General features: G+C 45.1%; 13 protein-coding genes and 1 tRNA gene. 8 read left to right on the top strand and 6 right to left on the bottom strand.

The window, feature by feature from the left end; genetic code table 11:
* Positions 1-7: 7 nt before the first annotated feature.
* A complete protein-coding gene (locus tag NWF04_03030; protein MCW4005559.1) occupies positions 8-940 on the bottom strand; it encodes an ABC transporter ATP-binding protein in 933 nt (310 codons plus the stop codon).
* Between the two features lie 258 nt (positions 941-1198).
* Between NWF04_03030 and NWF04_03025 the strand changes: the two genes are divergently transcribed.
* The 5 genes from NWF04_03025 to NWF04_03005 all read left to right on the top strand — a co-directional run bounded on the left by NWF04_03025 (position 1199) and on the right by NWF04_03005 (position 5873).
* Positions 1199-1609 (top strand): hypothetical protein, encoded by a 411-nt coding sequence (locus NWF04_03025; protein ID MCW4005558.1) that lies wholly within the window; start codon positions 1199-1201, stop codon positions 1607-1609.
* Positions 1610-1716: 107 nt separating this feature from the next.
* Positions 1717-3081 carry a tRNA(Ile)(2)-agmatinylcytidine synthase gene (locus tag NWF04_03020; GenBank protein MCW4005557.1) on the top strand — a complete coding sequence of 455 codons (1365 nt, stop codon included), beginning with the start codon at positions 1717-1719 and terminating at the stop codon, positions 3079-3081.
* Positions 3082-3157: 76 nt separating this feature from the next.
* On the top strand, positions 3158-3823 hold the full coding sequence (locus NWF04_03015; protein MCW4005556.1) for a hypothetical protein: 666 nt from the start codon (positions 3158-3160) through the stop codon (positions 3821-3823).
* Complete coding sequence (locus NWF04_03010) at positions 3820-5031, top strand: 4Fe-4S binding protein (GenBank protein MCW4005555.1); 1212 nt, start codon at positions 3820-3822, stop codon at positions 5029-5031. Before NWF04_03015 ends, NWF04_03010 begins: the two co-directional genes overlap by 4 nt.
* A gap of 62 nt (positions 5032-5093) precedes the next feature.
* Positions 5094-5873 carry a GNAT family N-acetyltransferase gene (locus NWF04_03005; GenBank protein MCW4005554.1) on the top strand — a complete coding sequence of 260 codons (780 nt, stop codon included), beginning with the start codon at positions 5094-5096 and terminating at the stop codon, positions 5871-5873.
* 220 nt (positions 5874-6093) lie between these two features.
* On the opposite strand, the gene NWF04_03000 is transcribed toward NWF04_03005, so the two are convergent.
* Complete coding sequence (locus NWF04_03000) at positions 6094-6516, bottom strand: CBS domain-containing protein (protein MCW4005553.1); 423 nt, start codon at positions 6514-6516, stop codon at positions 6094-6096.
* Positions 6517-6659: 143 nt separating this feature from the next.
* Here NWF04_03000 and NWF04_02995 point away from each other — a divergent pair, with 143 nt between their 5' ends.
* Both NWF04_02995 and NWF04_02990 read left to right on the top strand, forming a co-directional pair.
* Positions 6660-9143: a plasma-membrane proton-efflux P-type ATPase gene (locus tag NWF04_02995; protein ID MCW4005552.1), complete on the top strand. Its 2484-nt coding sequence runs from the start codon at positions 6660-6662 to the stop codon at positions 9141-9143.
* 101 nt (positions 9144-9244) lie between these two features.
* Positions 9245-9319 (top strand) — tRNA-Ala (locus NWF04_02990).
* A 139-nt stretch (positions 9320-9458) separates the two neighbouring features.
* Here NWF04_02990 and NWF04_02985 read toward each other — a convergent pair.
* The 4 genes from NWF04_02985 to NWF04_02970 all read right to left on the bottom strand — a co-directional run bounded on the left by NWF04_02985 (position 9459) and on the right by NWF04_02970 (position 21102).
* Positions 9459-15749 carry a PKD domain-containing protein gene (locus tag NWF04_02985; protein MCW4005551.1) on the bottom strand — a complete coding sequence of 2097 codons (6291 nt, stop codon included), beginning with the start codon at positions 15747-15749 and terminating at the stop codon, positions 9459-9461.
* 649 nt (positions 15750-16398) lie between these two features.
* Positions 16399-18951 carry a PQQ-binding-like beta-propeller repeat protein gene (locus tag NWF04_02980; protein MCW4005550.1) on the bottom strand — a complete coding sequence of 851 codons (2553 nt, stop codon included), beginning with the start codon at positions 18949-18951 and terminating at the stop codon, positions 16399-16401.
* 277 nt (positions 18952-19228) lie between these two features.
* Positions 19229-20038: a helix-turn-helix domain-containing protein gene (locus NWF04_02975; protein MCW4005549.1), complete on the bottom strand. Its 810-nt coding sequence runs from the start codon at positions 20036-20038 to the stop codon at positions 19229-19231.
* Positions 20039-20250: 212 nt separating this feature from the next.
* Positions 20251-21102, bottom strand: coding sequence for a hypothetical protein (locus tag NWF04_02970; GenBank protein MCW4005548.1), 852 nt, complete (start codon positions 21100-21102; stop codon positions 20251-20253).
* A 362-nt stretch (positions 21103-21464) separates the two neighbouring features.
* On the opposite strand from NWF04_02970, the gene NWF04_02965 reads away from it, so the two are divergent.
* Complete coding sequence (locus NWF04_02965; protein MCW4005547.1) at positions 21465-24011, top strand: PQQ-like beta-propeller repeat protein; 2547 nt, start codon at positions 21465-21467, stop codon at positions 24009-24011.
* The last annotated feature ends 24 nt before the right edge of the window (positions 24012-24035 follow it).

Here is a 24035-nt window from a genome sequence, read left to right as displayed (position 1 = left end):
ACGAATTTCAGTTCAGTTCGCCCTCCTCAGTTATGCGTCCACCCGTGATTTTGAGGAAAACGTCTTCGATTGTGGGGGTTTGAATCTCCAAGTCCTTATCGAGCTTCATTTCGGTTAAGCCTGACATGATACGCCACAGTTCCTCGACGTTGTCAACCTTGATTTCGACGTCGCTGTCGTGGTTCAGTATGGCGTTTTTGAATTTTTTCTGCAGCTGCTCAGCAAGGGTTTTTTCGGGTTTGCGAATTATCAGCACTTTGAGTCCGCCGTGCTTTGTTATGAGTTGCTGGGTGGAGCCGATGGCGGCGATTTTGCCTTTGTCCATGATGGCTATGCGGTCGGCGAGGACTTGGGCTTCTTCCATGTAATGCGTGGTTAGAAAGACGGTTTTGTTTAGTTTGCGAAGGTTAGCGATTACTGACCAGACGTCGCGGCGTGCTTTTGGGTCTAAGCCTGTGGTGGGTTCATCAAGGAACACAACTTTGGGGTCGCTTACCAAGGCTGCTGCGATGCCTACGCGTTGTTTTAAGCCACCTGAGAGGTTTTCGAATTTGGTTTTGGTTTTATCGTCCAAGTCGAGCAGTTTGATGACTTCGTCTACGTCAAGGTGCGTGTCGTACATGTCGCTAATCAGGCTAATGTTTTCTTTTACGCTAAGCTTATCCAAAGCGTTAAAATCCTGAGGCAAAACCCCAATGATTTTCTTGATTTGCTTAACATCCGACTCACGCGTCACATCCAACCCACAGATACGCGCGTTTCCGCTGGTGAGAGGACGTATACACTCTAAAATCTCCACCGTCGTAGTCTTACCTGCACCGTTAGGACCCAAAAAAGCAAAAACCTCGCCCTCTTTCACGTCAAAAGAAATCCCGTTAACCGCATTCAACTCGTCATACCGCTTAACCAAATCAGCAACTTCAATAACAGCCGAACCCAAAGCAAACAGCTCCTTTCCTAAGATGCCATGATTCAACATTTAAAACTTGTGAACACAATGGCTATAAGCAAGATAGAAAATGTTGTTCCAGTTGCGGTCATCAGTTGTGTACAGTCAACTCCAAAAACCATATGTTTATTTAACCACATAGATACCCACACGAAAAGCCCTGATTATAATACACAACCTTTTAAATTCTTTAATAGCCCAATCAAATATTTTCAATAGTGAATACGCCACACAGACGAGGACATATCTATGGAAAAACTGAAAGTAATCACGAAGCTCTTAGAAAGAGATTTTTTGATAGGAACATTAGCACAAGAAGCTGAAGAATGCTATGAAGAAAACAAAGGACTGGCAGCATTTGCATGTTTGGTTATTCTAGTTGAACAAGTAACAAAATTTTCAATCAACAAAACTGAAGGTAACTTTAGGGAATGTCTAGCAGAGGCGGTAAACAAAAAAGTAATTACGCAAGAAGAATTTGAGTTATTAGACCAACTAAGAGACGCCAGAAACAAGTTTTTCCATGAATACCATTATGCCATGTTCTGGGAGGAAAACAATGTATTGTGGCCATTCTCAGAAAATGATACCCGCTTACATGTTTATGAAATATACGCTGAACAATGTTTTCAAATCGCATTACGATTGATAGAGGGCTAACTACTAATAACAGATTAAGGGGTTTACAGCAAACGTCTTTTACTGAAGGAGAAGACAGCCTGTAAAAAAATTTTTAACAGACGCAGTCATTTCTCCAGTTGTCAACAATGCCGCAGTCAGATACTACAATGCAGATGCATATCGGGTTTGACGATACCGACTCGACCAAGCAGGGATGCACTACGTATGTTGCCGCTTTGCTGGTGGAGGAGCTTGAACGTTTAGGCGCAAGGTTTTTGGATTATCCGTTGCTGGTTAGGCTCAACCCGAATGTTCCGTGGAAGACACGTGGAAACGGCGCGTTGTGCCTGCGTATCGAATTTGACGCCGAGCTGGAGGAGCAGATAAAGCAGTTCACGGTGGAGCTGGTGGAGAAGCACTCGGACGTATGCTGTAGGGGAACCAACCCAGGCATCGTTTTCCTAAAAACCCCGCAAATACCTGCCGAGGTTGAAGCGTTTGCCAAATGTGCAGTTACCGATATCATGCACCTTGAAGATGCCCTGCAACTCATCAGGTGCTTTAACGGGGAAGCATACGGCTACAACAGCAGGCGCGGCATCATCGGGGCGCTTTCAGCCATCGGCACAGCCCTCACAGGCGACCACACCTATGAACTAATCGCATACCGCAGACCCGAACGTTTTGGCAGCAAACGCCAAGTCGACACAGCCTCGATTTTTCACATGGACCAAGCCCTGCAGCCGCTCACTTTCAACAACGTCGACAACGAGAAAAACCGTGTAATCATCACGCCGCGCGGACCTGACCCCATCTTGTTTGGTATCCGAGGCGAAACCCCGCAGGTCGTCAAAGAGGCATTTAGCATGGTCAAAACGTTGGAGCCAGTGGATAGATGGATGATTTTTCGCAGCAACCAAGGAACCGACGCCCACCTCAAACCCGCAGCCAACCTCAGAGAAATCACGCCGTACAGTTCGGTTATCGTCCAAGGCGTCGTCTCCAAAGAGCCACATCTGGTTCCTGTTCGCCATGTGGTTTTCGCCATAAACGACCTACAAGGGGAGGTTGACTGCGCTGCTTACGAGCCTACAGGGGGTTTGGCGAAGATAGCGCGGGAACTCATGGTTGGGGATTGCGTTGAGGTTTATGGCGCGGTGAAAAAGCAGACCCCAAAGCGTTCGTTGACGGTGAATTTGGAGAAAATCAGGGTGGTAGAGCTTGCGCCTAAAGTGGTGTTTGAGAATCCACTGTGTCCAAACTGTAATAAACGCCTCGAATCTATGGGACGTAATCAGGGCTTGCGGTGTGAGAAATGCAAAATCCGCTACAAAGACATGGGCAAAATCCAAACCCAAATACAACGCGGCTTAAAGCCTGAGCTTTATGTTACGTCTACGCGGTCACAAAGACACCTAACCAAGCCTTTGCGGCGTTATGGCTTAGAAAAACATGACATAAAACCTACAGCCCTAATCGACCAATGGCACGGGCACCACGAGACAGCCTGAAGCAGCAGTTGGGGTTTTTGGAATGCATTAAAATACCAGTGCTGGCGAGTTAGTTTAGTTTAGCGTCGAAGGGGATTTGGTTATTACCCAAAGAGCAATTAGGGCAAGCGTCGTGTTGGCGGTGTGCATAGTTTGGGGGCTTTTGCTTGTTTGCTTGAGTGCGCAGGCTCAAAATGTAACCTCTTTTACGCCTGATGACCAGTTTAGAATACCTGCGCTTAACGGAACGATAAGTTTTGGGTCAAACGGCTCGTACACTTCGGCGGTTTTGGAGGATGATATGTGGGTTTTTTCGGGTTTGCAGTTTGGAGATTCTTTTGTGGATGCGTTTAGGTTGTCGGTTCAGGATTGCAGCATCACGGTGTGGTCGTATGGACGCTTTGCTTCGTCGGGCGCAACTGGAATACTGCGTTACACTGTTGTGGGTGAGGGTTCGCAGACGTTTGATGTTGGCTGGTATACTACATCGCGTGACTGGAGCGTTATTGTGGAAGGCGAGTTTGTCCCCGAAGGCAAAGACTGGACCCTATCAGAAGACAAACAAACCCTAACAGTAACAACAAACGCCCAAAACATCGCCCTACTCTACATAACCTACCCGCCAGACATGCAAGAAAACAGCAGCCTAACCACCTACCAAAAACATTCAGTAGCCATCGCAGCAGGAATCACAACAGCCATTGCGCTTTCAATAGCCGTGGCGGTTAAAGAAGTGAACAAACGCAGGGAGGCAAAACAGTGACACCCATAACTTGGGATGCCATAGTTGTGGGCACCTTCTTGTTGCTGTTTATAGTGGGTGTTTTGGCGATTCTAAAGTTTAGCAATGACAAGACGCGTCGGGTTAGTAATCTGCGGTTATTTGTTCAAATCGCGGCGGTTGTAGTTATTTTTATGGGGCTTTTTCTTGGACCGTTTAATCAGCCGCTGTGGGCGCCGCTGGGCAGTTCGCCGCGTGACCGCCTTGTTGGCATTGAATTGTTGGGTAACCAGTTTCCTGATGGTTTGTCGGTTCCTGTGCTTGCCTGCTATTATCCTAACGGACGCACCGTGACCTGTGCGTTGTGGCAGATTCAGGCGTACATTTTTCCGTTTTGGGATTACCCACGCGGCTACCAAGTCTTCTACTCGACGCCAGGCATCGAAAAACTCGCCATCGTCTTTGGGTTAGTCATAACCGCGTCGGTGGTGCTTGGGCGAAGTTTCTGCGGCTGGCTCTGTCCCTTTGGCTTGTACATGGACGTGCTCACACGCATACGCAAAGCCTTCAAAAAACGTCACCTCACCTTCTCAGACAAAACCAACGCCAAAATCGGGCAACTACCCTACGTCATCATAGCCATAACGCTACTTCTAAGCGTCATATTCGGGTCCTACGCCATACTTGGCACCGAACTCATACCCGGCACCATACCAGGCGGACCTGAAGGAACCGAAGCAGGCATAGTAGGCAACATAAACGAGCCGTTCTGCCTGGTTTGCCCCATGCGTCCCTTATGCGTGCTGTCACAGTGCGCCGTGGGTTCCATGAATTTTGACTACGTCGCCCAAATAACCTATGGACCCTTCTACCTTACAGGGTTCTATGTGACCTCCATAAACCTGACCGTGCTTATCATCGTCACGGCGTTGTCGCTGGCGTACAGGCGGTTCTGGTGTCGCATCTGCCCGCTGGGAGGCTTAACCGCGCTTTTCAGCACATTCACGCCATTCAAACAAATAGCCCTAACCAAACTTGAAAAAGACGCAGAGAAATGCACCAAATGCGGCGTCTGCAAACGCGTTTGCCCCACGCAGGTCACTGAAATTTACGACAAGAAAGGCGGCGACGTAACAGTTTCAGGCTGCATGCTATGTATGCGATGCGTGGAAATGTGCCCCTATGAAGGCGCGCTTAAAGCCAAATTCGCAGGAAAAATCATCATGAAATCACGCAACTGGTTAGACTAGACAACAGTGACAGACAAGAATTCTTTAACAGGAGACATTATCTTAGGTTGGCGGGGTTTGCTTTGAGCTGTACTGAGCGTTTGGAGTTGTTTTGGCGTGACCTTGTTTTAGGATTATCTCTATCTAAAAAACGTGAAGGCACCATATTTGTTTGCTATCCCCAAATTCCGTTGTATGCGCTAAATCATGCAGCTGGAGTTGACCCCGAAGCGAACACGCAGGTGCTGCTTGAAGAAGTGGAAGAGTATTTCCGCTTGAAGGGCATGTCGTATGCATGTTTTAGGGTTTCACCGCTAACCCCCAACTCATTTGTTTCTCTTCTCCAACAAGCAGGGTTTGAACCAAAAGGCGAACAAGCCGTCATGGTACTCCAAACCAAAACCTTGCCCAAGGAAACAGACAACGGCTTTACCGTAAAAAGGGTAACCACGGACGCGGAAATTGAAGTTTTCAACAATTTGCTGGTTTCAATTTTCCAGATGCCCCCAGAATGGAAAAGCGGGTTTGACGATTTTACCCGTGACTGCCTGCAAAACGGCTGGACGTTCTACCTAAGCTATCTCCAAGAAAAACCCGTTGGCACCTGCGCCCTGTTTTCTTCCAAAGGCATAGGCGGCATATTCGACGTAGGCACCCTAATAACGTGTCGAAACCGCGGCATAGGAACCGCCCTAACCATACAAGCCCTAAAAGACTCCATAGCCAAAGGAAATAAAATCCACACTCTTCAAACCGAAAAAAACAGCAACGCCCAAAAACTCTACGAAAAACTCGGATTCACAACCGACCACACCGTCCAATACTACACCAAAGACCCCCCACCAAAACAAGCCACCAAATAAACCCTCAACATCAACTACAATTTTTGCCAACCCTTTTATCTTCGGCGTAACCTTATTTTCCGTGCCGGATGATGAAAAGGCATTAGCTTGACCGCAAGGGATGACAACTCAGAGTTACTCGGACGGCAAACTACGAAAAACAGCAGCCATTTTCGTCCACAGATAAAGGCAAGAGCAAAAACCTTGAAAAACTCAACAAGCACCTAAAAAGGTGATGTGGTTATCGTAGGGGGTGGCGCCATATTGCGTCGAGAAGGCCTTCGGTGAAGGTTTTTTTGCCTACATGCCGTGTTAGGTCAGAGGCGACGATTATGCCTACGAGTTTGTGGGTTTTCATGACTGGAAGTCGCCTGATTTTGTGTTCGCCCATTTTTCTTGCGGCGTCTTTAATTGAAGCACTGGGTTCAATGGTGATTAGAGGTTTTGACATTATATCTGAAACTTTCATATCTACTGAGCGCCCCTTGGCTATTATTCTTCTTACAAAATCGCGTTCAGTGACTATGCCAACGGGCATTTCCATATCTACCACAATGATGTCACCGACTTCTTTTCTGCTCATGAGCTGTGCTGCTTCAAAAACAGTTTTTTCTCCGTCGATGGTTAAGGGTTTTTTAGTCATGAGACTTTCTACAGTTACCATCAACATAACAAACAGATGCGAATCTGATAAAAGTTTTGCAGATTCAAGCGGCGTAAACAAAGGTTTTGTTTGGGGCTAAAAGAAAACAGATAGAAATCATGGAGTTTTTGAGTAATACTTAAGAGCTAGTGTGTTCCAAAGTTGTGGTTTGTAGATTAGAAGGCTTATTATTGGGTTTATCCGCATCTAACCAGGCTTCTGAAGAAGAAACCCCATTTGAAAAATATGCTAGAACGGGGCTATCCTCCGAAGAAGTAGAAAAAACATTACAATACTTTGGCACCAACGAAATTCCAGAAAAGAAAGTCAGTCCCATACGCAAGTTTTTGAGCTACTTTTGGGGACCAATTCCATGGATGATTGAGGCGGCAGCTGGACTCTCAGTTGCTATTCAGCATTGGGAAGATTTTGCAATTATATTCACGTTGCTTGTAGTAAATGCTGTGGTGGGTTTTTGGCAAGAACACAAAGCAGACAACGCCATAGCCATGCTTCAAAAAAGACTAGCCCCTAACGCACGTGTACTGCGCGATGGCGTTTGGAAAGAAATCCCGGCAAAACAACTGGTACCAGGAGATGTTGTTAGGGTTCGTTTAGGCGATACAGTTCCTGCTGATATTAAACTCATGAATGGCGATTACCTGCTTTTGGATGAATCTGCATTAACAGGAGAATCGCTGCCCGTTGAAAAACACATCTCTGACATTGCTTTTTCAGGGTCAATTGTTCGCCAAGGTGAAATGAACGCGTCAGTTGTAGGAACAGGCATAACCACCTTCTTTGGCAAAACCGCAAAACTAGTAGAAGAAGCCAAAACGGGAAGCCACTTCCAAAAAGCAGTTCTAAAAATCGGCAACTACCTAATCGCGCTGGCTGCAGTAATGGTTTCAACGGTGCTAGTTGTTACCCTTTTGCGTTCTGCAAATCCGTTGGAAATTTTGCAGTTTGCATTGGTTTTGGTTGTCGCCGCCATTCCAGTTGCGTTGCCAGCCGTTTTAACGGTGACCATGGCTGTTGGCGCTATTGCTCTTGCCAAAAAAGAAGCCATTGTGAGCAAGCTAGTTGCGATTGAAGAGATGGCGGGGGTTGATGTTTTATGCTCCGACAAGACGGGAACGATTACGAAAAATGAATTGACCGTTGTTACTGTGGAGGCTTTTGGCGATTACACAGTAGAAGATACGCTGCTGTTTGGCGCGTTGGCATCTAGAGAAGAAAACAATGACCCGATTGATGACGCTGTTTTGGCTAAAGCAAAAGAAAACAAAAAAGTTGCCCAAACAATTGCAGCTTATAAGGTGCTTGATTTTAAGCCCTTTGACCCTGTTTCAAAACGAACCGAAGCAAATATCCAAACAGCTAACGCCACAGCAATTAAGGTGTCCAAGGGGGCGCCCCAAATTTTCCTGTCCCTAACGCCCGATGCAGAAATGGAAGAAAAGATTACGGAGGTTGTGAACTCTTTTGCAAGTAAGGGTTATCGGGCATTGGCTGTGGCTAAATCTGAAGCAGAAGGCAAATGGCGCTATATCGGTTTGCTCGCAGTTTATGACCCCCCACGCGAAGATTCTGCTCAGACCATAAAAACGGCTCAGGACCTGGGAATCAACGTCAAAATGGTAACAGGCGACCACATAGCCGTATCAAAAGAAATCTCTCGAGAAGTAAATCTTGGCTCCAATGTTCTTCACGCTTCAGAGTTCGTGGAAAAAACAGGAGATGAAGTCTCTGAGCTTGTGGATAAAGCAGACGGGTTTGCACAGGTCTTCCCCGAACACAAATACCGCATCGTACAACTACTCCAAGAACGCGGACACATAGTAGGCATGACAGGAGACGGCGTAAACGACGCACCCGCACTAAAAAAAGCCGACGCAGGAATCGCAGTTGCAGGAGCCACGGACGCGGCAAAGTCCGCAGCAGATGTTGTCCTCACCAAAATGGGGCTCTCGGTTATAATTGACACCATAGAAGAGAGCCGAAAGATTTTCCAGCGCATGAACAACTATGCAATTTACCGAATTGCCGAAACCGTTCGTGTACTGATTTTCTTGACGCTGGCTATTCTTGTCTTTGACGTCTATCCCCTAACGGCGGTTATGATAATTATTTTGGCGCTGCTAAACGATTTGCCTATCATGATGATTGCCTACGACAAGGTAAAGATTCAGCAAAACCCCGTTCGCTGGAACATGCACAGCGTACTTAGAATAGCATCACTTCTGGGAACTACAGGAGTAATCTCAAGCTTTGTCCTTTTCCTAATAGGCACCTACACCCTAAACCTAGACCCCGCTATGCTACAGACACTAATATTCCTCAAAATGACCGTAGGAGGACACATGACCATCTACCTCGCACGCACAGGCACAAACCACTTCTGGGAACGCCCCTTCCCCGCCAAATCCCTATTCTTCACCGCAGAAATAACCCAAGTCATAGGCACCCTCATAGCAGTCTACGGCATATTCATGACCCCCCTCGGATGGGAACTAGCCGCCCTCGTATGGGGATACGCACTACTCAGCTTCGCCATAACCGACATACTAAAAACAAGCCTCCTCAAACACAACCAACACCAAACATCCACCCAAACAACCAAACCACACCACACCCCCAACCCGTAACACAACTAAAAAACAACCAAAGACCCCACATTAACCCACAATTCAAAGAAACGCTTATAGGCTAAAGATGCACGATAAAAGCTAGCTACAAACCCAACATCGGGCGGGTAGATCAGCATGGTATGATCGCCACGTTGGCATCGTGGAGGTCGCGGGTTCAAATCCCGCCCCGTCCACATCAAAGTTTAATTTACGCTTGTTTTTCAAAATGATTACAGTGATAGAGTTTAACGAGCAGCCAAACCCATTAAAAAAGTAGTTATATGCCTTGAGCTTACTGCTGTTAGGACGGACATGTTGATTTGTCTTTTCGCATCAGATATAGGGTATGTAACGTGTACCTATTGTGTAGTTATCGCCGTAGCTGATGAATCCCGGGTGTGTACCGCTCCATGGATTGCCAGCCAGTGCCGTAGCCGCGTTATTTGGTAAGCTCTGACCCGTAGCCGAGGCAACAAGTATACCATCTATCCACATGTTGATGGACCCGTTGGTGTTATACTCTATTTCCATGAAATACCAGTGGTTGGTCTGAATATTAGCGGATGTAGAAAGGTATTCATCATCGCAAGATAGAAGCCAGTAGCTGTAGTTTCCGTAGACGTACGAACCAGCCCAAACACTACAAGTGTATTCTTCGTCAGCAATGACCATACAATAAGTGGTTTCATCGTTAGACTGCAACTGAGGAAATTGGACATAACCCGCAAAAAAGATCGTACTATCCTGACCTTCGAGATTTAACAGCCAATAAGAATCCGGACCAGTAGCATTTGCAGCATATGTGCCTTCATTAACCGGTGAAGAGACTATTGTAGGTGTGCCGTTGTAACTTGACCATGCACTAAAGTTGCCGCTCTCAAATCCATCTTGGAATACAACAGCGGTTTGTTGTTCCGCAAAATAGGCTTGTAAAGTGTGGTTGCTGTCCATTGTAACTATTATGGGGTTATCGTAGAGGATTTGCCCATCTATGTTCCAGTAGTCAAAATGGAAACCGCTACTATTGGATGCCATCACTTGAACATTGCTGCCTTGTTCATAGGAGTAAGTACCCGGCTGCGGGTTCGTGGTACCTCCAGCGCCGCTTGTAATTGTCAAAGTACAGTTTGTACCTGCTTTAAATGTCGCAATACAGCCATAATAATTGGTGAACTCCACGTCTTTTACTCCTGAATGCGCTTGTCCAGTTGAAGAAACTATTTTTTCAAGATACCCCAGACAAGAAACTTTTCCTGTGCTTAAGCCGTCAAATAAAGTGAAGCCGTTTCCGGTATTGCTGCTCGCATACATTGGACCGTTGAGAAATGAGAAAATTCCTCCAATCCACAATTCATCCGTTTGAGAGGTTGTTTCAGTGGTACCTGTATATTCATAACCGTAGCCATCACCACCATCGTCAGAAGAGGTGCCATGACGTATGGCACTTTTGTCTAACGGATCAAAGAGAGAAACACCTTCGTATTCGCACACATCTGCAATACCCAAAAGGCAGTCACCATAGTAGCAGATTTGGTTTTCAAGATTAATTGTAATTGACGTAGAAGCATCTGCCCCGACTGTACCGAGCCATATTTCGCTAACTATATTCGTGGAACTACTTGATACCTGTCTACTCCAATTAACACCTGTTTGACTTATACTTGTAATAGATTGAGCTTGGTAACCACCAGCCCATGCACCAACTACAGCGACAAGTACGTTCCCGCTTATTGGCTGATTTGTTAATGTAACGTTAATAGAGGTAGCGGTACCAGTTGCAGTGCCTCTAAAACTACCTTGAACACGCCCTATTGCACTGGATAACGTGAATATGGGAACCAATGAGTGGTTGCTGTCCATTGTGATTAGTATTGTTGAGTTATTTCCTGCGTCTTCGCTGTCCAAAAGCCAATGGTCAAAGCTAAAACCAGGATTGGAAGTTGCAGTAACCAGAACAGGTGTACTTGGCTCATAAGTGTATGTGTTTGGCGGAAGATTTGTTGTTCCTCCGGGGGAATAGTCAACCTCTAACATGCAGAGCGGATATGTTGTAGGTGCATTTAGATAATCAAACTTAACACAGTTTGTAAGATATAATAACCCGATTTTCCCGAAATTGTTTTGTTGGGAACACGTTAACAGATGATAGGTATTGGTTAAGTATTGATCATATATCCAGTCCGTTTGGTTGGCATCCCATGTTCCTGTTGTTTTTGTATATTTTTTGAAGTAAATGTGGTTAGGATATGGACTGCCTGCCCAGAATGCGTATAGATCATCAGCGTCAGTTTTGGCTAAAACTGGAAATTTCAAAGACCCGACGCTAGATTGAATAATCGTTTCAGGGCTGAAAGAGTGGGTTGTGTAATTGTAAGTCACATGCACAATTGAGTTATTGGTCGATGTAACATAGATTAGTTGTGCGTCATCGCCTTGTGCAACTGCTGAATAGCTTTTTGAAGAAATTGCGCTAATGGGAGTCGCCACTGAAGCACTCCAATTTGAGCCGTCCCATCTTTGAGCACAAATAGGGTCACTTTGACCTCTGCCGCCGTATAGAACTAACGTTTTTCCTGTGGATAAGGGAAGAACAGTTGGAGTATCTCCGCCGTTAGGCGTGGTTAATTGATATGGGAAGCCGTCGGCTGTTGACCATATTCCATTGTTTAGTGAAGATTTCGTGACATATACTGTTTCAGCGTAACCGGGTACTGATGGCTCATATTGAACTTTTTGATAAGCAATCCAAGGAAAACCATTACTATCGACGGTAATCGACGGCTTGTAATTTAGAACGCCTGATGTGGGCGAACAAACAGTTTGTTGAGCACCCCAGTTCATTGTGCCATCGGAGTTTGGTGTTCCTCTTTTATAATAAAGTCCAGGGGGAGGATTACTACCGTAACCACCAGGTGATGTCCAAACAAGATGAATATTGGTTCCGTCATAATGTACATCAAAATTGTATCCAAATGATACGGTTACAGATACACCAACAACGTCTGACCAAGTTACGCCATCCGTTGATGATATACAATGTAAATGGTCACTAGTTGTATAAAAGGTCCAAAAATGGTCATTAGCATAGAAAGTTTTTCGTTGATTACCGTTTGAAGTGGTCTCTGTAAGAGAGCTTATGGGTCCAGTTATAGCAACGGGTTGAGGTAATGTACGGATGAAATGAGCGTTCCAGTATTGGGCGCTACCGCCGACGTATATTCCAATTGGGTTACTGTAGTAGGTATAACCATCGCTAGAGGTCCAGTTTTGGAAAGATAACCCATCGGGGACGCTTACCTGTAACGTGTGAGTCCCAGGTAATACGTAGAAAACTTGGTTAGACATAGTTCCCATGTATTCCCCGTCTAGATAAACATCGGGTGTTACAACTCCATCTTGGTTATCCGAGGCACTAAAGTATAATGGGTAGTATGTTGGGGGTTGGTAAAATACGGGGCATAGGTTGTGCATTATTCCGACGGTATCTAAGGTGATTGTTATGGGGTTCTCACAATAAGTGGCACCATCGTATATCCAATGTAAAAAAGTGCAGCCGTCGCTGGGAATGGCTCTAACTTGCACTTGAGAACCATGATTATAGTAATATATGCCTGAAGGCGGGTCTGTAGTTCCCGACGAGCCAGAATCAATAATATTTAGCCGTTGTTGAGGTGGTAGAGGTAGCTCTTGAATATTTATTACCAGAGGATCAGACCAGTTACTTGATGCGCCTACAATGTCTGTAGCTTTAACTGTTACTGCAAATTGACCTGCGGACGTCCAGTTATGTATCGCGTACACTGTCTCTTCACTTGGAAGGGGACCTATCGTGATCTGCCCTGTGCCATCATCCCAGTTAAACGTGTAACGTATGTCGTTACCTTCTGGGTCTGTTGCATTCGCACTGAAGACATAGGTAGTATTGACGTATCCAGACAAAGGACCGTCAAGGATAGGTGTACTGGGTGCAGTATTGTTTAGTGGTAGATTTTCAACATTAATCATAAGAGGGGTTGACCAAACACTATGGTTTCCTTCTGAATCCACAGCACACACAGTAACATTATACTGTCCTGGGAAACCATATGTATGTTCCCCCAAGCCAGAGACTCCGCTGGCGTTTGGTCCTGTGGTGAATCGAGGAGTGTTATCGCCCCAATCAAAAGTGTAATAGATATCATTTTCTGGAGAAACAGTACCCGCATCGAATGATAAGCGGGTATCAACCCATGTGGGCGATGTAAGGCATTGAAGTGTTGGTGCTGGAACGGGTGCAGGAGTGATAGGCGCAGGATTCTGAATGAAAATATCGCCATTGCCATAAACCGCCATAGTGGATCCGTCATACGCGATATCAGTCTTATTCTCCTCCCACCAGTAAGCACCAAACCCTTTCCGCAGATCTGAATTCCCAAAATATGTGCCGCAATATAATATTGAAGCACTATCTAACGCTTGAGTCACAGTCATGGGATACTGAGTGTTCAATGCCTTTGAAAAGAATGACCGTACCCAAACGTCATATGACTGGGTACCATTCTCGTAGGGTATTTTTTGTGTCAAAGACGCAGAACCAAATGGAAAGCCTATGTACACTTGAGGTCCCCCATCTGGATGGGCATAACCATCAGCACTCATGTTGTATGCAATACCAACCCATTGCGTTTGATCGCTCATGTTAGCTACTGTACGGTGGGTCCAAGCAAAAGGCATACTTCGTGCGCGCCATTGACTCGGGGGGTCATTCGGGTTGAGTATGCCTTGCGTAATTGAACTAGCATTATCTTCTAGTGTAATTATGCCATTTAGATTGTTGTAGTTCGCAGACATACAAGTGTTAATAAAGGCAAAGGTAACTTCTCCCCATGAGGTAAGATTGTAGATATCCATGTCGAAAACGCCGTTTTCAATAAAGGTTGATAAAGGAAATTGTTGACCAATTTTTGTTCCATTATTATCTTCGAACATAAAATGAAATTCTGTACTATTTGACGTATTATTGAACGATAAGCCTACGCCATGGTCAAAATCAACAACTGCTAGCTTATCATAAAGCGATAGAAACGTCGTCAAGTTAGCCATGATGCTTTCTTTTAGAGAGCCACTACTGTTGTTTCCTTGGTGATTATAAGAAACATACCCACAAGCGTTAAAACAACCTGCAATATGTGAAGCCACTTGTTTTTGAGCTTCCACTTCCGTATTATTTTTCCGGAGACTATAACCAAGCGATGGGTTGTATGCGCCAATGCTTTCCGACCCCCAAACTACAGCACCTCCAGTTGGAGTGGTTGCTTCAACCATTGGAGTCTGCATAGAAACGTTCAAGGAAGAGACGATTAAAAAGCCAATCAATAAACTTGTAATTAATTGGGGAAGACGCCTCTTCATTGCGGTCGTGGCTTTGGTTTTTTGGAGACGCTTGTGAAGACCAAGAGTCAAGTTTTTCTTTATAATGATCCAAATTATTGTTCCAGTAATCAACATAAATGCGAATACGAAAGACAAACTTGACAACATACCAAGTGAAGACAAAGTAACACCGTGGTTATCGGTTAAATCAGAACCTCTTGTTTGTGACATTTCGACTAAGTTTTCTGACTGCATTAGATCCTGTGGAGTCAGCGTTGACCAAGCCTCTTCAACACTCCTCACTTCTTTTGTATCAGCCCAGATATCAACCTCTACACCGTATAAATTCTCGTACCATCTGTTTAGAGCAACGGCAACACGCCAAACTGGATAGAGCTTCAGAGAATCAGCAGAACGGGTATTAGTTGCCCCCTCGGAGCTGTCAAAAATCAAAGAAACCCAGCGTACGTTTGACTCGTTGAAGTTCTTCATATCAAAAGCATCTTTGTCTAACTCAAAGCTCCAAGAATGAGACTTAGCTGCTTGGAGAGCTATAGCTATAGCTTCTTTTTCAGAAAGGTTCACATCTGTGTTTTCGACCTGGTAAATACTCCAATTATCAATAAAATATGTAAGGGACCCATTAGCGAAGCCTATGCCTATGAACTTGCTTGGAGCAACCACTCCGTTAGACATGAATTCCCATTTGAAAGCACTGTAACCGCTGATAGCAGATACTTCAAGCTGTGAGTTATCTGAAGTTTGAGTAAGGTTCTTGTTACCGTCTACACTATCAAGCATTATACTTAAAGCCCCATAAACTGGGTCATTGGTGTATGCTTGGTAGTTACTAAGAAAGTCTTTAGCCAGTTCACCAGCATTATTGTTTAGTAGCGTCTTGCTCATGCTTGGCGATCCCTCATTTTCAAGCACCTGAATCATATGCAAATTCCCGTTCGCAAAAGAACAAAGAACATTAAGCTTACTCGTGCTAGAATTTAGGTTAAAACCTACAGTCTTTTGAGAGAAAGAACTAAGATAATCAACAGAGTAGTTTTGTGAATACTCTTTTAGGGTCACGGCGTATTTTCCAACATCAAGGCTCATCACATTGCTAAGAATAGACAAACCTTTTTGCTCCTCAGGGGTAAGCGTTTCCGCAGTAGCACTAGGGATCAAAGAGGCATAATTAGCCGAAATTAGCAGGAATAACAATGTTGCAACTAAAAAGAGTTGATGTTGTTTCTTGAAATATACAGTGTTCCTACCCACTAAACTTTCCCTCGATGTAAATGTCTGTTTTCACCAACCTCACGGATGAACAGTGAGGAAGAATAATCTTCAGGTTATCTGCTGATTGTCTTTTAAATTTTTCTACAAATCAGACTTTTAAACAAACAAATATTTCAAAACAATGGTTAAATCATAAAAACCAAATCACTTCAGGGCTTATTAAACTAAGAAAGGTCAATAAACAAAAACACTAAATGCATAATCTGGAAAGAAAGACAGTCAAGTTCAGGAAGTACCATAAAACCAAAGATACCGACGGGTTAAACGACAGCATGAAGCTATCCCCGTCCACCAAACAAGATGTCAGCAAGTTAGCTGTTTATTATTTCTGTGCTAAAACTACTGGGCATGTATAGTGGTGAATAATCGACAATTTGTTTTATATGTTCATGTGTTCTTTTGGCAGTAATCGTTTTAGCGTGTGGTTTGCATGTGTGGGATTTAACCGTCTTTTTGGGCTTTATAGTTGAAGGGGTGAAGGGGTGCTGGGGCTCTGGGAACCAAACAGGAGAGAGAATGAACGGATGATTTGTTGCTGATGTATGCATTATCTTTTTCCAGAGTCCATTCAGTCCGATTTTGCTGGTTTGTTGTGGCTAAAAAAGGGGAGAGGTTGGTGTTTGTTTGTCTAGTTTTTGCGTCTGAGAATGATAGTTGCGGCTACGATGAGTACTACGACGGCTGCAACAATGGCGATGTAGGTTTCAGTTGGCATACCACTAGTCGGTGGTTGTGGTGCTTCACTTGGTGATGGAGATGTTAGTTGTGTAGGTGTGGCAGTTGGTGGCTGTGATACGTCGGTTGACGGTTGTGGTGATATGCTGGGTGAGGCTGCGGTTTCTGATACTACAAATGCTGTTCCTGCTTTGCTGCCATAGTAAGCGTCTGATCCTTCAAAGGTGGCTGTTACGGTGTATAGTCCGGGAATAGGGGGGGTCCACTCAGTTGCATAGTTGCCTAGTTCGTCGCTTGTAGCTACGCCAATGTCTTGGATATTTCCGTTAGGGTCTATTGCTGTTAAGTGCACTTCAACCCCAGTTACGTCTGTTGGTAGGGGTTTTTGCATGTACACGTACTCTATCCACTCGTTCATACTGCTGTCAGATACTGCGGGTACGCCGTTTGGAAAACGTGCTGCTTGTTCAGTTTGTTTTGTTCCTGAGGCTTCATCTGTGATTGTGCCTTGTATGAGGACATTGATTCCTTGTGGTGTTGCAGTAGTTGGAGCCGTCACGGTTAGCGCGCTTGGTCCTTTGCCAACACAGTAGATTTGCATGTCATAGAGGTCGAGGAAAACCAAGTATCCGTCTGCGACAGCCATGCCGTTTTGTGTTCCGTAAGAGAATACGCTCCAGACTTCATCTCCACTGTACGCGTCGACACAGCGTATCTTTGCGCCGGGAGTCAGTGGCGAGTTGGCTGAGTGTTCAGTGGAGTATAGGTAGACTTTTCCGTCAGCGATTGCGCCAATACCTAGTGGGTAGCGTCCGTAAGGTGTTGCAAAGCCTGCAGGAGCCTCGTAGGTCCAAAGTAATCTACCGTCTGTAAGGTCATAGCAGTAACAGAATCCGCCGTAGCCTACAGAGTAAAGTCGACCGTAAGCGATGTTGTTGCGTGGCAGACCAACGTCAGCGTAGTAGTTGAAGTCAGCTTCACGTGGAGTTGGACCCCACAGTTCACTTCCGTCATCTACGCTTAAACCATAATAGCAAAGAGTTTCCTTCTCTAAGATTGCTATGACTCTGGTTACGGGGTCTACTTGGGCAATTGAACGAGTTAGGTTGTTTGCAGGAGCAGGGAAGTCTTTTATCCACATAAGTTCGCCTCTACTCTCGGGTTTTAAGCTAACAGCCCAAATCGTGTAGGGGTCTGGGGTACCAGAAGCTAAAAGACCACCCATAGTGCTGCTTGTGCCAATCATTACGTCATCTTGGATTATGCTAATAATCGCGGGAGGGGCCACTCCGGGCAAATCAGGCACGGTAACGTTCCACGAGTAGGCATCACTTGCATTGACGTTCTTACCAAGGGGGCGCCATTGATAGTAGTTACTGCTTGTCCAATCTGTTGGGTCCCGCGAGTTTGTCAAACCGTGTGCTGCAGTGTTGTTCCACATTGCGAGCCAGCGTCCTTCGTAGTCAAGTTGGTAGATGAGTATTTCGCCGTTTGGACCATAAGCTTGTGTGCCTCTAGGAACATTTGTTTCGTTGAATAACCAGTTGCCATTCATAGGGTCATAAGCCATCCACACTGAGCCACCGTTGGCGGGGTCATTAACGCTCTTCCATAGATATCCGTTGGGGATTATACCGTGTTGGTTCATCGATTCGTAGTCGTAAAGTTGCCCAAATGTTGGCGCTGTCATGTTTTGCCAGTAAATTTCTTCGCCTGTTTGAAGGTCCACACAGACATAGCCATCACCAGAACGTGAGTTGCTTTGCGGCAAATCGTAGTAGAGTCGTCCATACAGAATTAGCGGTGACCCAAACTTGCCCTCATATGCGGTTCCTGAATAGTAAGGCATAGCGTTATTAGTTGTGTATTGACCTCCAGCAATTCCTCCGAAAGAAATAGGTCTTGTCCACATAACGTGAGCACTACTTGGAGCTATGCCGTCTGGTTGCAGCTTTGCTACAATCTGTGGAGAGCCCAGCCAGTTTGAAACAAGACTAGCCCATGCTATGTTCTGTCCTTCTATGGGGCGTGACCAGTACTCGTTTGGAAGGGGATATTCAGGTAAACCGGGTACAGGGTCAGCCTGCACGGTTAACGTTGTTGTTGCGCTGCTCTCCGTGTAGGTGTCATTGATGTAAGGGCTGTTAGAACCAGCAATTCCACCGGGTCCGTATAAGGAAGCTACTTGACCAGGAAAATTGAATGTCAAAGTGTACATGCCAGTTTGGTCCGGCGTAAACTGTGTATAGCAGGAACCGACCGGGTCTGAATTGAAGGGGCCCAAAACGGTTGTTGACCCGTCAGGCTTTTCGATGTCAATTGTCAGGTTTCTCCAGCGGTCACCGCCTAGACCTGCTGCAGAAGGCGGCAGTTGGTTAAGCCAAAATATAATGAGGCATGTTTGATCAACTCCGACAGGGTCTGGCGCGACACTTATGTATGCATAAGTTGGAATCGTCCATGGCGGATCATGTGCGGTAGCAAGTGGCAAAGATAGCAGGGGCATAGAAATAGACAACATCAAAATTAATGCAATCGCGGTTAATGTTTGATTTCGTTGAATTCTCAGATTTTTTTTAATTGATTTCATAGATATTTCTGTTTCTCCAAATTTTTATGAAAGCAAAATTGCCGATGTAGATACATAACGTGTTTCTGGCTGTGGTTCAGGCAGACAACGGATTGGTCAAACTAAGGCAAAAAATATGTGAGTCACTTTCAAAAGTTAGTAAATTAAACCGTCTATGGTTTGTTTGGTGTGTAGATAATGATACTTTTGCGCTTTATTCTGCTAGTTCCCAGTTGGTGTTAAAGTAGGCTTGTGATGTGGCGATTAAAGTAGGGTTGTTTGTCCAAAGGTGAGGTCCGCGTGTGAAGCTTGCGGTGTTGGAGAGGGCTATTGCTGCTTTTGTGTCATCAAATATTGTGAATGTAGCAGCTGGCGGGTTATCGAGGAATTTTAGTTTGAAGGTATTATTTTTTGTCATAGCATATTTAACCCAGTTTGGAAGAAGTTGGCTTTGTGGTTTTTGGGTTATCATTTGAATGATTGCGTGTTTGTTGAGGGCGTTTTTGAGGTGATTCTCATAGATTGTGGTTGCTTGTCGGAATTGTTTCCATGTGGTTACTATTTGGATGTGATGCTGGGTGTCTTGGATAGCGGTTTTGTGTTTTTTTCCGTGATCGGCTTCTGAGAGAGTTCCTAGATAAGAAATTGGTGGGGGTTGGGTTATTTGTGGGTGCCTGTATTTTTTTGTTAGCAGTTCGGTTTTGCTTTTGAGGATAGTGAGTTGGTGCGTTTTTTGGTGGAGTAATATGTGTAGAGTTTGCTTTATTGGAGTTGGTGTGAATGTAGTAGGGGTAGTTACTTCTTTTTGGATAAAACCTGTTTGTTGAAGAGTGTTGATTACTCTGTGGATGTCTTGCCGATTTATTTGAGAGACCTGGGCAATTGTTTTGGCTGTGGCAGTACCTGTTTTAAGTAATGCAAGATAAACACGAGCTTGCCTACCCGTAAGACCCAGAGCCGTCAAGGTCGCTACATCTTCAACTCCAACTAAGCCTTGCCCACAGTGGCTAAACGCTTGAGACAAGCCCTGCAACTTTTCTGATTGCCCCCGCACGACATGTTAATAATGCAACGTTATATAATAAAAAATTAGTGCATCAACATAGTAGCAGAACATAGCAACATAGCCATATCTTGAATTGTTAACAAAAGTGTTAGTTTAGCACGTAACTGTCATGAGAACAATAATCAGCAGAAAAACCGTAAGCAAAAACAAAGAACATAAAAACTTTGGTTTTAGAGTTTGTTTGGGGTTTGTTGTAGGGGTGGCTGGGTTGTTTTCCAGTGGGTTTCGAAGTAGGTTTGTGTGATGTGTATTAAGCAGTTGTTGTTTGACCATAGTGCGGGGGATGCTGCGAAAGGTGTTGTGGGGGATAGTATTAGGCAAACTTCTTTGTTGTCGAATATGCCGCCTATGGCGTTGATTGGGGATGGTATGTGTCTGACTTCGAAGTTGGGGTTTTGTTGTAATGTTTGTAGAAGGCCTGATGTGGTTTTTTCGATGTTGTGCGCTTCTGTTGCTATTCGGATTGTTACGCCACGTTTTAGTGCCAGTTGAAAGTCATCCATGAACTCTTCAATTACATTTGAAAAACGTTTTTTTGAAGTGACGATGTCTATGCTTAGGGCAGTTTTGTGGATTGATTTTCTTTGTTTTTCAATGATGACTCTTTTTCGGGGAACGACCGTTAGGTATTGAGAATCAGCGTCGTGCTTTTTGGTCATTCCGGCTGCGGGTTGTTTTAGTCTTTCAAATTGTGCTATTGCAGTCTTTGTTTTTGAAGTCAACTCTGACATGTGGAGTCTTTTGCGGTCAAGCAGCATAGATATTCCGTCGCAAAATGGAATTGCCCTGTATCGAGTGGCAGATGCCTTTAACTCCCTTTCCACAAGATTTTTGTTTTCAAGAGATTGGATAATTTTGTACAGATTAGTCCTGTGTATTCCAGTAGTTTTTGAAATAGTATCAATTGTTGATTTCCCGTTTTGGAGAAGTGCTATGTATGCCTTGGCTTCGGAAGTAGTAAGTCCTAGCTCAGACAGAATTAATACAATACTTTCAAAAGAGGCGGGCAACGCCACCTTCATAGTGCCCCCTATCGTGTTTCCTATTTGGTATTGCTATCACTGTTGCTAAATTTTATAAGCTTTGGCAAAAAAACGGTTGCTTGATATTTGGAAGTTTGCAAGTTTTCTTTGTCAACTTAGCAGTTTTTTATTCAGATTTGCCGCGTATATTGGAATCTGAGGATGAGCTGTTTAAGTGCAAATACAGCACGCCATGATAACACCATGATGCCCGCGCAAGTCGTCTGTATATGTTATACATTACAAAATTTTAAAACAAAAAATTTGCAGATAAACACAGCTAACAGAATTGGAGAGAATAAAAATTGAATACTGCAAAAAATGAAAAACACTCTAAAAACACTATTTTAGTTGCCATTGCGTTGACCTTGCTATTGACAACATCTGCATTCATGGCTGCAATACCTACAGCTGAGGCTGAAGGCACGATGAGCACCTATACGTATCTAGTTGCAATACCCAATCCAGTACAGGTAAATCAACCCGCGTACGTTACTGGCTGGCTTGACTTGGTGCCACCCTATGCCGTATCCCATGGCGGTGATCCATGGATTGGCATCACAATTGACGTAACAAAACCGGATGGCTCTACAGAAACTTTGGGACCATTTAATAGCGACCCTATCTCTGGCTTTTGGGCTCTGTATACGCCTAACCAAGTCGGCACCTACACTTTTCAAGCACACTTCCCTGGTCAAACAATAGACATCCCTGAAGATACGCCGCGACGCTGGCTACCCCCTGATGAGTATTACTTCCAACCCAGCGACAGCAACGAAGTTGAATTGACCGTGCAGGAAGAAGCAACACCAACTTGGCAAGATACGCCTGTTCCTGACACCAATACCTACTGGACTCGACCCATAAACGCGGTGCATAGAAACTGGTATGCAATTTCTGGAAACTGGCTTAGTGCGCCAGACAATAGGTACGCAGCTTACACTCGAGGACCTGAATCTGCTCACATCATCTGGACAAAACCCTATGGTGATGGCGGACTTGTTGGCGGAGAGTATGGCTCTCACTCTTATCATGAGGGGCGAGCATACGAAAACAAATTTGCCAACTCGGTAGTCATTAACGGTGTACTCTACTACAAGGAATACGGTTATGGGCACTCTCAATACTGGACAGATATTGTCGCTGTTGACTTGCAAACTGGAGAAGAAATCTGGCGCAACAACAGCACTGGACGCGGTGACCCAGTGAGCGTAGTTCTGAGCGGTGGTGGAGCTAATTACGGCAACTGGGAAGGATACCCAACCCTAAGCTTTGGACAAATCTACTACTACAGTTCACCCAACCAACACGGTGCTTTTGCATACTTGTGGGCAACTGGCGGTTCAGGCTCAACTGCTAGATGGGACATGTACGATGCATTCACAGGCGACTGGATACTAAGCTTCACAGGCGTACCCTCGGGAACACGAACCTTTGGTCCAAACGGCGAAATCCTGATATACCAAGTCAATACAGCAAACGGCTGGATGGCACTTTGGAATTCAAGTGACGCGATTCCACTAGCTGGCCCTGACGGAACTGATGCATGGCAATACCGACTTTGGCCTGGAACTACACTAGACGTAAGCAAACCCTATACGTGGACAATTGAGAACGCTGCAGGACGAGAAACCTCATGGGAAGTTAACCCCTACACGTGGAACGTATCAATACCCACTGACTTATCAGGCAGCATATGGACGGTTCTTGACGACAGAATCATAGGTTCTGATTTAGGTCAAAGATACTACAGCTACGACCCCTGGAGTTTGTGGGCAATTAGCCTAAAGCCAGGTGAAGAAGGGAACTTGATGTGGCACAAGCAGTACCATGCGCCAGAGGGTAACGTCACCATGGAACGAGGAACAGTAAGTCTTGAAGATGGCATTTTCGTTCTACGCGAAAAAGAGCTGAACAGATGGAACGGCTATAGCTTAGAGACAGGCGAAAAAGTATGGGGCCCAACTGAACCGCAAATAACGTGGGATGCCATTCGTTCCGCCGCGTACATTGCTGACAGCAAATTATACACTGCAGGCTACGGAGGCGTCTTGTACTGCTATGACGTCCACGATGGCACATTGCTATGGAAATATGAAGCTTCAGACCCAACTGGAGAAGCGCTTTATGGAGCAAACTTCCCCACAGAAATATCCTTCATTGCAGACGGCAAAATCTATTTGCAGACAGGTGAGCACTCGCCAATTAATCCGCCGCACCGAGGTTCACGGCTACGTTGCATAAGCTCTGCAGGTGAAGAACTCTGGACCATATCAATGTGGACAGAGAACCCCGTGATTTCAGATGGCTACATTGCAGCCCTTGATGACTATGACCTTCTAGTATACGCGTATGGCAAAGGCGAAACAGAAACAACCGTTTTAGCATCACCAAAAGTTGTGGGAGTCGGAAATGGAATACTAATCGAAGGCTCTGTTACCGACCAGTCTCCGGGCGCTAAAGATACCCCGGCTATTGCTGATGAGTACATGACTGAGTGGATGGAATACCTATACAAGCAGTTCCCGATTCCAGGCAATGCCAAAGGCGTTCAAGTAACCTTAACCGCTATTGACCCCAACGGTGCCCCCGTAACTATAGGCACAACTACATGCAACATGGACGGCAAATACGGATTTGCATGGACACCTGATATGGAAGGCAAATACGAGATTACAGCCACATTCGAAGGTTCCAAATCATATTGGCCTTCGTATTCAACAACATACCTGTCAGTTAGTTCAAACGCTGCTTCCCCAAACATTGTCTCCCCCTCGCCATCACCTGACACCGCAGTTAATCCACCAACAAGCGCAACACCAACAACAACATACATCGCTATCGCAGCTGCAGTCATCATCATAATCGTAGCAATCGCCGCAGTAACGATATTCCGACGAAAACGCTAAAACAAAAAAAATCCACACCTTTCT

This window comes from Candidatus Bathyarchaeota archaeon (assembly GCA_026014465.1).
GTDB lineage: Archaea > Thermoproteota > Bathyarchaeia > Bathyarchaeales > Bathycorpusculaceae > JADGNF01.
Note: the sequence above shows the minus strand (reverse complement) of the source record. Positions and strands in the feature narration are given on the sequence as shown.